The sequence below is a fragment of the Klebsiella sp. GN_Kp190 genome, assembly GCF_040061795.1.
Classification (GTDB): domain Bacteria; phylum Pseudomonadota; class Gammaproteobacteria; order Enterobacterales; family Enterobacteriaceae; genus Klebsiella; species Klebsiella michiganensis.
In genome coordinates, this window is the sequence record NZ_JBEAFN010000005.1 from 387266 (window position 1) to 400011 (window position 12746).

The window sequence follows — 12746 nt, forward strand, 5'->3', positions numbered from 1 at the left end:
ATCCATCTGATTGCTGATAGCCGATGCCCGAGTATATAAGCGATTATGGGCAGCGTAAATGACTGATACCTGTAGATTTTATTGACAAAAATAGCAAAACATCAATATAAACAACAAGATAGACAGGTAAGTCATTATTTAACTTTACGCTTATCGGAGTTCGTTACATTTTTGGCCACGACAGGATGTTTGCGATACGGGTTGGCGAATCCGGGTCGATCGCGGATAATCTCACTATTGAATATCAGCGAGTTGCCCTCCATATCGGCAGAGCGAATACCCAAGAGATCATGATACCGTCTATGCCTGAACAATACCGATACTCTCTGCCGGTTAAAGCCGGCGATCAGCGCCAGATTGGCGAACTGACCGGCGCGGCCTGCGCCACTCTGGTGGCGGAAATGGCCGAGCGCCACGGCGGACCGGTGGTACTGATTGCCCCCGATATGCAAAACGCCCTGCGTCTGAATGATGAAATCAGGCAGTTTACCGATAGCATGGTGGCGGGCCTGGCGGATTGGGAAACCCTCCCCTACGATAGCTTTTCCCCGCACCAGGACATTATCTCTTCCCGTCTCGCCACCCTGTACCAGCTCCCGACCATGGAACGCGGCGTACTGATTATCCCGGTCAGCACCCTGATGCAGCGCGTCTGTCCGCATAATTTCCTCCACGGCCACGCGCTGGTGATGAAAAAAGGCCAGCGCCTGTCGCGGGATGCGCTGCGCTCCCAGCTGGATAGCGCCGGCTATCGTCACGTCGACCAGGTGATGGAGCACGGCGAGTACGCCACGCGCGGCGCATTGCTTGACCTTTTTCCTATGGGCAGCGAGCAGCCCTACCGTCTCGATTTTTTTGATGATGAGATAGACAGCCTGCGTCTGTTCGACGTCGACAGCCAGCGTACGCTGGAGGAAGTCGCCAGCATTAACCTGCTTCCGGCGCACGAATTCCCGACGGATCAGGCCGCTATCGAGCTATTCCGCAGCCAGTGGCGCGACCGCTTTGAGGTCAAACGCGACGCCGAGCATATTTATCAGCAGGTCAGTAAAGGCACGCTGCCCGCGGGAATCGAATACTGGCAGCCGCTGTTCTTTAACGAGCCGCTGCCGCCGCTGTTCAGCTATTTCCCGGCGAAAACGCTGATCGTTAATACCGGCGATCTGGAGGCCAGCGCCGAACGCTTCCAGAACGAAACCCGCGCCCGCTTTGAAAACCGCGGCGTCGACCCGATGCGCCCGCTTTTGCCGCCGGAACAGCTGTGGCTGCGCAGCGATGAGCTGTTTAGCGAGCTCAAAAAATGGCCGCGCGTCCAGCTCAAAACCGAGCGTCTGGCGGAAAAAGCCGCCAACACCAATCTCGGTTATCAGAAATTACCCGAGCTGGCGATCCAGGCGCAGAACAAAGCGCCGCTGGATAACCTGCGCCGATTCCTCGAGTCCTTCAGCGGGCCGGTGATTTTTTCGGTCGAGAGCGAGGGGCGTCGAGAGGCGCTTGGCGAAATGCTGGCGCGTATTAAGATCGCGCCAAAGCATATCCTGCGTCTTGAAGAGGCGACGGGTAATGGCCGCTATCTGATGATCGGCGCCGCCGAGCATGGTTTCGTCGATAGCCAGCGTAATCTGGCGCTGATTTGCGAAAGCGACCTGCTGGGCGAGCGCGTCGCGCGCCGTCGTCAGGACTCTCGCCGAACCATCAATCCCGATACGTTGATTCGTAACCTGGCGGAGCTGCATATCGGCCAACCGGTGGTGCATCTTGAGCATGGAGTTGGGCGCTACGCCGGAATGACCACCCTTGAAGCGGGCGGCATCAATGGCGAATACCTGATGCTGACCTACGCCAACGATGCCAAACTGTACGTGCCGGTGTCGTCGCTGCATCTGATTAGCCGCTATGCGGGCGGCGCGGAAGAGAATGCGCCGCTGCATAAACTGGGCGGCGACGTCTGGGCGCGGGCGCGGCAGAAAGCCGCCGAGAAAGTGCGCGACGTGGCCGCCGAACTGCTGGATATCTACGCCCAGCGCGCGGCGAAAGCGGGCTACGCGTTTAAACATGATAAAGAGCAATATCAGCTGTTCTGCGACGGCTTCCCGTTCGAGACCACGCCCGATCAGGCGCAGGCTATTAACGCCGTACTGAGCGATATGTGTCAGCCGCTGGCGATGGACCGTCTGGTGTGCGGCGATGTCGGCTTCGGCAAAACGGAAGTGGCGATGCGCGCCGCGTTTCTGGCGGTTGAAAACCATAAGCAGGTGGCAGTGCTGGTGCCGACCACCCTGCTCGCCCAGCAGCACTTCGATAACTTTCGCGATCGCTTCGCCAACTGGCCGGTGCGCATCGAGATGCTCTCGCGCTTTCGTAGCGCCAAAGAGCAGGCGCAGATCCTCGAGCAGGTCGCGGAAGGGAAAGTCGATATTCTTATCGGCACCCATAAACTGCTGCAGCCGGACGTTAAGCTGCGCGATCTCGGCCTGCTGATTGTTGATGAAGAGCACCGCTTTGGCGTGCGCCATAAAGAGCGCATCAAGGCGATGCGCGCCGACGTCGATATCCTGACCCTGACCGCCACGCCTATTCCGCGTACGCTGAATATGGCGATGAGCGGTATGCGCGATCTGTCGATCATCGCCACCCCGCCCGCCCGCCGTCTGGCGGTCAAAACCTTCGTCCGCGAATATGACGCGCTGGTGGTCCGCGAGGCGATCCTGCGTGAGGTACTGCGCGGCGGCCAGGTTTACTACCTCTATAATGACGTGGAAAACATCCAGAAAGCCGCCGAGAGGCTGGCGGAGCTGGTGCCGGAAGCGCGCATTACCATCGGTCACGGCCAGATGCGCGAGCGCGAACTCGAACGGGTGATGAACGATTTCCATCACCAGCGCTTTAACGTACTGGTGTGCACCACCATTATCGAAACCGGGATCGACATTCCAACGGCGAACACCATTATTATCGAACGCGCCGATCACTTCGGTCTCGCACAGCTGCACCAGCTGCGCGGTCGCGTCGGTCGTTCGCACCATCAGGCTTATGCCTGGCTGCTGACGCCGCATCCGAAGGCGATGACCACCGATGCGCAAAAACGCCTTGAGGCTATTGCATCGCTGGAAGATCTCGGAGCTGGCTTCGCTCTGGCAACGCATGACCTCGAAATTCGCGGCGCGGGTGAACTGTTGGGCGAGGATCAGAGCGGTTCCATGGAAACCATCGGCTTCTCCCTCTATATGGAGCTGCTGGAAAATGCCGTTGACGCGCTGAAAGCAGGCCGCGAACCCTCGCTGGAGGATCTTACCAGTCAGCAGACCGAAGTTGAGCTACGGATGCCGTCGCTGCTGCCGGATGACTTTATCCCGGATGTGAATACGCGCCTGTCGTTCTACAAACGCATTGCCAGCGCGAAGAACGAGAATGAGCTGGAGGAGATCAAAGTCGAGCTTATCGATCGCTTTGGCCTGCTGCCCGACCCGGCAAGAAACCTGCTCGATATCGCCCGACTGCGCCAGCAGGCGCAGAAGCTGGGGATCCGCAAGCTGGAGAGCAACGAAAAGGGCGGCACCATTGAGTTTAACGAGAAGAATAACGTGAATCCGATGTGGCTGATTGGCCTGTTGCAAAAGCAGCCTCAGCACTATCGCCTGGATGGCCCAACGCGCCTCAAGTTTACGCAGGACCTTGCCGAGCGTAAAACGCGGATGGAGTGGGTGCGCCAGTTTATGCGCCAGCTCGAAGAGAACGCCGCCGCCTGATAGCAAGCGGGATACGGCCTGTGCGTCGTATCCCGCCCCTCCCCACTTGTTCGGCAAAATTTACAAACATTTTGCAATCCCTCTGAACTTCCAGACACTCTCTTCGCCATAATCTCAGGGACTTTTCGTATAAAAATAACCACTTACTTATTATGGAATTAGGGTGATGAAAAGCTTTACGCGAATTTCTCTCTGGCTGGGGATGATGGCTATCGCCGCCGCGCTGGCGCTGCCCGCTCGCGCCAATACCTGGCCCCTGCCGCCTCCGGGCAGCCGTCTGGTCGGGCAAAACCAGTTTCATGTCGTCGAGAATAACGGCGGCTCGCTCGAAGCGATCGCCAAAAAGTACAACGTCGGTTTTCTGGCCCTGCTCCAGGCTAACCCCGGGGTGGATCCGTATGTTCCACGAGCCGGTAGCGTGCTGACGATTCCGCTGCAAACCCTGCTGCCCGACGCGCCGCGCGAAGGATTAGTCCTTAACCTGGCCGAACTTCGCCTCTATTACTATCCGCCAGGAAGAAGTGAAGTGACCGTTTATCCTATCGGCATTGGTCAGCTCGGCGGCGATACCATCACGCCGACGATGGTCACCACCGTCTCCGACAAACGCGCCAACCCGACCTGGACGCCGACGGCCAATATTCGCGCCCGCTATAAAGCAATGGGCATTGACCTGCCCGCCGTCATGCCCGCTGGCCCGGATAACCCCATGGGGCACCACGCTATTCGCCTGGCGGCGTACGGCGGCGTGTATCTGCTGCACGGCACCAACGCCGACTTCGGCATCGGCATGCGCGTCAGCTCCGGCTGTATTCGCCTGCGCGATGACGACATCAAAGCGTTGTACAACGAAATCACCCCTGGCACCAGGGTGACGATTATCAATACGCCAATCAAGGTGTCCGTGGAGCCGAACGGCACCCGTCTGGTGGAGGTCCATCAGCCGCTGTCAAAACATATTGATGACGACCCGCAGACGCTGCCCATTACCCTTACCGACAGCATGCAGGCGTTTAAGCAGGCACAGTTGACCGACACCGAGGTAATGGAACGCGCGATGATGCTGCGTTCGGGCATGCCGATTGACGTCACCCGCCACCATCGCGTAACGGAGCAGCCGCTCTAGTTCGCTAAACTGCCGACGAAAAAAAACCGCCTTCAGTTCACTGAGGCGGTTTTTTTATGGCAATAATCAAACAGGGTCCTGCTTTTCTGCGGGTTGCGGCGCCATATAAGGGGTGGGCACCGCCTCTCGTCAGAGAACAACGTACTTCTTACTTTACGCGGACTGCTGAAGGGGGTCAGATCCGCGCGTGGTCAGTGGCATAACAGGGGTAGTTCAAAAAATTATTTGTAGATAACCGCAGTCCCGTGAAGGGTGTTAGGACCGGTTACGGACGTAATACGGTAAGAGGTTGCGCCCATCTCTTCCGCTTTTTGCGCCAGCTGATCTTCCAGCGAACCCAGGTTGGTCCCGGCTGAGGCGGAAACGGTACCGATTTTATGCTGACCCGCCGGCGTTGACTGAACTTCTACAGCGGCGAAGCTGGCGAAAGAGAGTGAGCTAAGAACAGCGGCGATAGCGAGTGTTTTAACATTTTTCATGATTGTTATACCTGTGCAGATGAATGTTTTTGTAGGGGGCGAACGCATTTAATTAACGATCGATAGGGAAATGATAATGTGATCCACATCACACGTCAAACTATTTTTATAACGACCGTTTAACTATTTATAAACAGCTTAAAATTCATACATATATGAATTATTTATTTTTAGAGCAACATCGCTGGTAGCACGTAAGGTTTATTTTTATAATGCCCTTTCAACAAACCAACACAGGTACAGCGGCACCATGACAACTGACGTTCAAAGTTGCACGAAAAAAAGCCGTGGCCGACCTAAAGTGTTCGACAGGGAAGCGGCGCTGGATAAGGCCATGACACTCTTCTGGCAGCACGGCTATGAAGCGACCTCTCTCGCCGATTTAGTGGAGGCGACGGGCGCAAAAGCGCCTACGCTTTACGCGGAATTTGTGAATAAAGAGGGGTTGTTTCGCGCGGTGCTGGATCGCTACATCGCGCGTTTTGCCGCCAGGCACGAAGCGCTCCTCTTTGACGAAGAGAAAAGCGTCGATCGGGCGTTACGCGACTACTTCACCGCCGTCGCGACTTGCTTTACCAGCAAAGAAACGCCGGCAGGCTGCTTTATGATTAATACCTCCGCAGCGCTGGCGGCGGCGTCCACCGATATCGCCAATACCGTTAAGTCCCGGCACGCAATGCAGGAACAGACGCTAACGCAGTTTCTCCAGCAGCGGCAGCTGCGCGGCGAGCTGCCGCCAGACGGTGACGTACGTCAGCTGGCGCAGTTCCTCAACTGCATATTACAAGGCATGTCGATCAGCGCCCGCGAAGGCGCCGACTTCACTAAAATCATGCAAATCGCCGAGACCACGCTGCGTCTGTGGCCCCAGGTTCTTCAGCGCTAAGACCTCGCTTACCGGTGGGCTCCCCACCGGTTCCCCTCCCCTTTATCCCTACATAACGCAATGTTTTCAGTCATTTATTTTGTTCATTTCGCGAGAATGATATTGATAACAATAATCAATACGGGCAAAATTCAGTCTTAAACGTTTCTGTATATTTCACCATGTAACAACCGGTACGCCCGTACCGAATAACGAAAACAACGATATCGTAAGCCCTAAATAATTCGAGTTGCAGGACATGGCGCTTGTGCCTTGATCTGCGCTAGCGCTGGCCCCGTAGGGGCGAGGCCCATGGATGGGCCGAGTAATCCGCAGTCAACACACCTGCAACTTGAAGAATGAGGGGCATAAACTCATAAAAGGAATGAGCATGAACAAGCGTCTCTGGGTGCTTAACCCACTGCTGCTGGCAACCGCCCTGCCCGCCTGGGCCGCTGATGACAGCATGATCGTCAGCGCAAACCGAACGCACCGCACCGTCGCTGAAATGGCCCAGACCACCTGGGTTATCGAAGGCCAGGAAATTGAACAGCAAGTTCAGGGCGGAAAAGAATTTAAAGACGTGCTGGCGCAGCTGATCCCCGGCATCGACGTCAGCAGCCAGGGACGCACCAACTACGGCATGAATATGCGCGGCCGCGCGATTGTCGTGCTGATTGACGGCGTTCGCCTTAACTCTTCCCGTACCGATAGCCGCCAGCTGGATTCTATCGATCCGTTTAACATTGAGCATATCGAGGTGATCTCCGGCGCCACATCGCTGTACGGCGGCGGTAGTACCGGCGGCCTTATTAATATCGTCACCAAAAAGGGCCAGCAGGAGCGCCAGGTTGACCTGGAGCTGGGGAGCAAAACCGGTTTTGCCAACAGCAACGATCATCATGAACGCGTGGCGGCAGCGGTCAGCGGCGGTACCGACCACGCTTCCGGCCGTTTATCGGTCGCCTATCAGCGTTTTGGCGGCTGGTATGATGGCAATAACGATGCGCTGATCCTTGATAATACCCAGACCGGGCTTCAGCATTCCGACCGCCTGGATGTGATGGGAACGGGAACCATTGAGATTGACGAGAACCGTCAGCTGCAGCTGGTAACCCAGTACTATAAAAGCCAGGGCGACGATTACGGTCTGTACCTCGGGAAAAATATGTCGGCGGTGACCGGCGACGGCAAAGCCTTTACCACCGATGGCCTGAACTCCGACCGCGTCCCCGGCACCGAACGTCACCTGATAAGCCTGCAGTATTCCGATGCCGATTTCCTCGGCCAGAATCTGGTCAGCCAGGTCTATTATCGTGATGAATCCCTGACTTTTTACCCTTTCCCTACGCTCAGCAAAGGCCAGGTCAGCAGCTTCTCCTCTTCAAAACAGGATACCGATCAGTACGGCGCGAAGATCACCCTGAATAGCCAGCCGCTGGATGGCTGGGATCTGACCTGGGGAGTGGACGCCGACCACGAAACCTTCAACGCCAATCAGATGTTCTTCGATTTGGGCCAGTCTATGTCTTCCGGCGGTCTGAATAACCAGGCTATCTACACCACCGGCCGTTATCCCGGCTACAGCATTACCAACCTGGCGCCGTTCCTGCAGTCCAGCTATGACCTGAACGACATCTTCACTATCAGCGGTGGCGTACGTTATCAGTGGACGGAAAACCGGGTCGATGATTTTGTCGGCTATGCCCAGCAGCAGGATGTCGCCAGCGGCAAGGTCAGCTCAGCGGATGCCATTCCGGGCGGAAAAACCGATTACGACAACTTCCTGTTTAACGCCGGGATTGTTGCCCATCTCACCGATCGTCAGCAGACCTGGTTTAACTTCTCTCAGGGCGTTGAGCTGCCGGATCCGGGCAAATACTACGGCATCGGTAAGTACGGCGCGGCGGTCAACGGCCATCTTCCGCTTCTCTCAAGCGTGAACGTTGGCGATTCGCCGCTGCAGGGAATTAAAGTTAACTCGTACGAACTGGGCTGGCGCTACACCGGCGATAATCTACGCACTCAGCTGGCGGCTTACTACTCGACCTCCGATAAAACGATCGTCGTTAACCGTACCGATATGACCATCGATGTGCAGTCCGATAAACGCCGTATTTATGGCGTAGAGGGCGCGGTGGACTACTACTTCCCGAACAGCGACTGGAGCGCCGGAGCTAACTTTAACGTACTGAAATCGCAGGTGAAAAGCGACGGTAGCTGGCAGAAGTGGGACGTCACTCTCGCCTCGCCGTCAAAAGCCACCGCGTGGGTTGGCTGGGCGCCGGAGCCGTGGTCGCTGCGGGTGCAGAGCCAGCAGGTGTTTGATATCAGCGATGCCAGCGGCAATAAGCTCGACGGCTACAATACGGTAGACTTTATCGGCAGCTACGCGCTCCCTCTCGGCAAGCTGACCTTCAGCATTGAGAACCTGCTCAATGAAGATTATGTCACCCTCTGGGGCCAGCGCGCGCCGCTGCTGTATAGCCCGACCTACGGCAGCAGCTCTCTCTACGAGTATAAAGGTCGCGGACGCACCTTCGGCCTGAACTACGCTTTGAGCTTCTGATAAAAAAAGCCCCTCAGCCAGAGAGCCTGAGGGGCGAATAAAGATACACATCTTTTTTACGCTTTGTTAGTCAGAATCAGTTGGCCATTGCTGTCCAGCGGGATTTGCGTACCAGGGTCGCGATCCATACGGATTTTGCCCTGCTGGTCGCCGATTTTGTAAGTGACATCGTAGCCGAGCATTTTTTCTGATTTATCGTACACCGTTTTGCAGCGCTGCTGCGTCGTGGTGTAGGTATCCCCTTCCTGCATTGAGCCCTGAATCTGGTTACCGGCATAGCCGCCGCCCAGCGCGCCCACAACGGTGGCAACGTCGCGGCCGCGTCCGCCGCCGAACTGATGGCCAATAACCCCACCGGCCACCGCGCCCAGCACGGATCCGGCGATGCGGTTTTCATCCTGCACCGGTCGACGATGGGTCACGGTGACGTTCCGGCACTCCTGACGCGGGGTTTTGACGCTCTCTTTTATCGGCGTACTGGATACTACCTGTGCATACTGCGGGCCGCGATCTAACACGTTAAGACCGGCAACGGCTGCGACGCCCAGCGCGGCAGCCACGCCAATTCCTATACCCGCCAACATTGATTTATTCACGGGACTTCCTCCTTCGTTGCTATTGCCCGTAATTTTGCAATCCAGGCATCAGGCTTGCAAATAAGAAAGCGGATGAAAAGTGCGTGAACGTGTGGCAAATCAACGGGATTCGGAGGAATCTGAGAGGGTTTCCCGGCAAGGAAAGGAGGATATTCTGGTTATGAGTCTCTTAATGCGAAAAGCAAACGGGCGGACAAAACCTTCTGGCTTTGCCGCCCAGAGACATTAATGCAGCTTCAGGCGCGGACGAATAATGCGGTTGATACGTCCTACCAGCATCATCAGGCCGGTTTTAAAGTAGCCGTGCAGCGCAATCTGGTGCATGCGATACAGAGAGATATAGACGAAGCGCGCAATGCGACCTTCGATCATCATTGAACCGCGCATCAGGTTGCCCATCAGGCTGCCCACGGTGGAATAGTTAGAGAGCGACACCAGCGAACCGTGATCTTTATAGGTATAAGCTTTCAGCGGCTTACCTTTCATCTGCGCCAGAATATTGTGCAGGGCGCAGGTCGCCATCTGGTGCGCAGCCTGAGCGCGCGGCGGGACAAAACCGCCTTCCGGGCGCGCGCAGGACGCGCAGTCGCCGATGGCGTAAATATCCGCATCGCGCGTCGTTTGCAGCGTCGGTTCGACCACCAGCTGGTTAATACGGTTAGTCTCCAGTCCGCCAATCTCTTTCATAAAGTCCGGCGCCTTAATCCCGGCCGCCCAGACCATCAGGTCAGCGTTGATAAATTCGCCTTCTTTCGTGTGCAGACCGTTTGCATCGGCGCTGGTGACCATGGTTTTGGTCAATACGCGAACGCCAAGCTTGGTCAGCTCGCTGTGCGCGGCGCCGGAAATGCGTGGCGGCAGCGCGGGCAGAATACGCTCGCCAGCTTCAACCAGCGTCACGTTCAGAGCTTCGTTAGTCAGACCTTTGTAGCCGTAGCTGTGCAGCTGTTTCACCGCATTGTGCAGCTCGGCCGACAGCTCAACGCCGGTCGCGCCGCCGCCGACGATGGCGATATTCACCTTACCGTTCGCCCCGAGGTTCGCCGAATACTTGAGGAACAGATCCAGCATTTCCTGATGGAAACGACGCGCCTGATGCGGATTATCGAGGAAGATGCAGTTCTCTTTCACGCCAGGCGTGTTGAAGTCGTTCGACGTACTTCCCAGCGCCATGACCAGCGTGTCGTACGGCAGCTTACGCTCGGGCACCAGCAGCTCGCCCTTCTCGTTATGCAGCTCGGCGAGGGTGATCGTTTTGGTTTCACGGTTAATATCCACCACCGATCCCAGCTGGAACTGGAAGTCGTGGTTACGGGCGTGAGCAAGGTAGCTCAGCGCGTCTACACCTTCATCAAGTGAACCGGTCGCCACTTCATGCAGCAGCGGTTTCCACAGGTGGCTGTGGTTACGATCAACCAGCGTGATTTTGGCCTTTTTATTACGGCCCAGCTTTTTACCCAACTGGGTAGCCAGCTCCAGCCCACCGGCACCACCACCCACAATCACTATTTTTTTCAATGGCGTAGTCACGCGACCCCCTAAAATTATTAACCAATTGTTAACTAAAAGTTATACATATAACCTTTAATTAACAACAGGTTACGGCAGTGAAACCATTCAGCGAGATCGAGAATAACATGAACGGTGCATTGGTCATACCAAAATTGATATGCATCAAGTTTTACCGCATATTTTTTGAGCGCAGAATCGCAAAAATGAATAAAAAAAAGCCCGCGATGTTTTCACATTGCGGGCCGGCGCGCGTTTAGCCGAGGGTTTTGAAGGCTTTTATGCGCTGGAGATGCGGGGAGATATTCTTGAACTTGTGGGTCTGCTCTTCATCCCAGATTATCTCATAGTAATGGTGCAGCAGGTCCGCCGAACGCTGGCTATTCAGCGCTTCGTCCTGACGAGATAGCACCACCAGGCAGCGATCGCGGTTTTTTTCGCGGAAATTATTCACGCATTTGGTGGCAATATCCGCATACTCTTCCGGCCGATCAATTTTCCCTTCCATGTTTTCATTGGGAAACAGGTTCGGGTTAAAAATGGCCTGGCGGATATCGCAAAGAAAGCCAATTCGCTCCGCCCAGAAGCCGCCGAGACCCACGCCGCAAATCAGCGGCCGATCGTCGGCGCTCAGCTGCAGCATCTTATCGACCTCTTTTAATAAGTGCTGCATATCATGTTTGGGATGCCGCGTGCTGTAGCTAATCAACCGAACATCGGGGTCAATAAACTGAAGCTGAAGCACCTTCTCATGGTTACCGGGGCTGTTTGAGTCAAAACCATGTAAATAGATAATCATCGCATCCTCACCAGACAACAACGCCTTTCAGGTTTATTACGCGGATTTCGCCTCTTGCCAGCGCGCGTGAAGCTGCTCAAGCTGCGCGCTGATCGTCTTCCAGCGGGCGGAATCCCTTAACGCCTGACGGCTAAAGGAACCTTTATGATACAATTTCGTAACACGTTCTGCTTTGATCGGCGACAGGTTATCCAGCACGCTGACCGCACCCTTACGATTATTGCAGACAAGGATCATATCGCAACCCGCATCCAGCGATGCCTGGCCGCGCTCGGCGTAGCTGCCCATAATCGCCGCCCCTTCCATCGACAGATCGTCAGAGAAAATCACCCCTTCAAATCCCAGCTCACCGCGCAGAACCGTTTTTAGCCAGTGCGCAGATCCGCTGGCCGGACGCGGGTCAACGTCGCTGTAGATGACGTGGGCGGGCATGATCGCATCAAGCCGCTGCTCGCCAATCAGCGTACGGAAGATGGCCATATCTCTGGCGCGAATTTCCGCTTCCGCGCGCGGATCGCGCGGCGTCTCTTTATGGGAATCGGCCGTCACCGCGCCGTGTCCGGGAAAGTGCTTACCGGTGGTTTTCATTCCCGCGGCGTGCATGCCGTCAATAAAATGACGAGCTATCGCCAGGGCTTTGTCGGGATCGTCGTGATAGGATCGCTCGCCAATAGCGGCGCTGATATGCCCAACGTCCAGAACCGGCGCAAAGCTGATATCAATATCCATGGCGATCATTTCGCTGGCCATCAGCCAGCCGGCCTCTGCGGCCAGCTTACCGCCCTCCTCCATGCCGAGCTGCGCGGCGAAAGATTGCGCCGCGGGGAGGCGGGTAAAACCCTCGCGGAAACGCTGCACGCGCCCGCCTTCCTGATCTACCGCCACCACCAGATGGTTGCGCGAAGCCTCGCGGATCTGGCGGACCAGCTCACGCAGCTGCGCCGGATCGTGATAGTTGCGGGTAAACAGGATCAGCCCGCCAACCAAAGGATGCGCCAGAATCTCACGCTCTTCCGCATCCAGTTCAAAACCTTCGACATCCAACATTACCGGG

Annotated in this window: 9 protein-coding genes; 4 read left to right on the forward strand and 5 right to left on the reverse strand. The window is 56.0% G+C overall.

Annotation, left to right across the window (positions count from 1 at the left end):
• Positions 1 to 302: 302 nt before the first annotated feature.
• Together mfd and ABLU67_RS03860 are read left to right on the forward strand one after the other, a co-directional pair.
• Positions 303 to 3749 carry a transcription-repair coupling factor gene (gene mfd, locus ABLU67_RS03855; protein WP_014228854.1) on the forward strand — a complete coding sequence of 1149 codons (3447 nt, stop codon included), beginning with the start codon at positions 303 to 305 and terminating at the stop codon, positions 3747 to 3749.
• A gap of 166 nt (positions 3750 to 3915) precedes the next feature.
• Positions 3916 to 4875 (forward strand): L,D-transpeptidase family protein, encoded by a 960-nt coding sequence (locus ABLU67_RS03860; RefSeq protein ID WP_048261592.1) that lies wholly within the window; start codon positions 3916 to 3918, stop codon positions 4873 to 4875.
• A 221-nt stretch (positions 4876 to 5096) separates the two neighbouring features.
• Here the strand turns inward: ABLU67_RS03860 and bhsA are convergent, their stop codons facing one another.
• A complete protein-coding gene (bhsA, locus tag ABLU67_RS03865) occupies positions 5097 to 5354 on the reverse strand; it encodes a multiple stress resistance protein BhsA (RefSeq protein ID WP_004131427.1) in 258 nt (85 codons plus the stop codon).
• 250 nt (positions 5355 to 5604) lie between these two features.
• Here bhsA and ABLU67_RS03870 point away from each other — a divergent pair, with 250 nt between their 5' ends.
• Together ABLU67_RS03870 and ABLU67_RS03875 are read left to right on the forward strand one after the other, a co-directional pair.
• On the forward strand, positions 5605 to 6240 hold the full coding sequence (locus tag ABLU67_RS03870) for a TetR/AcrR family transcriptional regulator (RefSeq protein ID WP_004849937.1): 636 nt from the start codon (positions 5605 to 5607) through the stop codon (positions 6238 to 6240).
• A 370-nt stretch (positions 6241 to 6610) separates the two neighbouring features.
• The gene (locus tag ABLU67_RS03875; protein ID WP_348852170.1) at positions 6611 to 8788 is read left to right on the forward strand and encodes a TonB-dependent siderophore receptor; all 2178 of its coding nucleotides are present in this window, start codon (positions 6611 to 6613) and stop codon (positions 8786 to 8788) included.
• 56 nt (positions 8789 to 8844) lie between these two features.
• On the opposite strand, the gene ABLU67_RS03880 is transcribed toward ABLU67_RS03875, so the two are convergent.
• The 4 genes from ABLU67_RS03880 to nagZ form a co-directional block, all read right to left on the reverse strand.
• A complete protein-coding gene (locus ABLU67_RS03880) occupies positions 8845 to 9384 on the reverse strand; it encodes a glycine zipper 2TM domain-containing protein (protein WP_004131424.1) in 540 nt (179 codons plus the stop codon).
• A 225-nt stretch (positions 9385 to 9609) separates the two neighbouring features.
• Positions 9610 to 10914, reverse strand: a complete 1305-nt coding sequence (locus ABLU67_RS03885; RefSeq protein WP_004849932.1) for an NAD(P)/FAD-dependent oxidoreductase — start codon at positions 10912 to 10914, stop codon at positions 9610 to 9612.
• Between the two features lie 235 nt (positions 10915 to 11149).
• Positions 11150 to 11692, reverse strand: coding sequence for an alpha/beta hydrolase YcfP (gene ycfP, locus ABLU67_RS03890; RefSeq protein ID WP_004849931.1), 543 nt, complete (start codon positions 11690 to 11692; stop codon positions 11150 to 11152).
• Positions 11693 to 11728: 36 nt separating this feature from the next.
• The gene (gene nagZ / locus ABLU67_RS03895) at positions 11729 to 12739 is read right to left on the reverse strand and encodes a beta-N-acetylhexosaminidase (protein WP_177950401.1); all 1011 of its coding nucleotides are present in this window, start codon (positions 12737 to 12739) and stop codon (positions 11729 to 11731) included.
• Positions 12740 to 12746 lie beyond the last annotated feature (7 nt).

Coding starts and splice junctions, on each gene's coding strand:
- mfd (WP_014228854.1), top strand. CDS start 303: ATGCCTGAACAATACCGATACTCTCTGCCGGTTAAAGCCGGCGATCAG.
- ABLU67_RS03860 (WP_048261592.1), top strand. CDS start 3,916: ATGAAAAGCTTTACGCGAATTTCTCTCTGGCTGGGGATGATGGCTATC.
- bhsA (WP_004131427.1), bottom strand. CDS start 5,354: ATGAAAAATGTTAAAACACTCGCTATCGCCGCTGTTCTTAGCTCACTC.
- ABLU67_RS03870 (WP_004849937.1), top strand. CDS start 5,605: ATGACAACTGACGTTCAAAGTTGCACGAAAAAAAGCCGTGGCCGACCT.
- ABLU67_RS03875 (WP_348852170.1), top strand. CDS start 6,611: ATGAACAAGCGTCTCTGGGTGCTTAACCCACTGCTGCTGGCAACCGCC.
- ycfP (WP_004849931.1), bottom strand. CDS start 11,692: ATGATTATCTATTTACATGGTTTTGACTCAAACAGCCCCGGTAACCAT.
- nagZ (WP_177950401.1), bottom strand. CDS start 12,739: ATGTTGGATGTCGAAGGTTTTGAACTGGATGCGGAAGAGCGTGAGATT.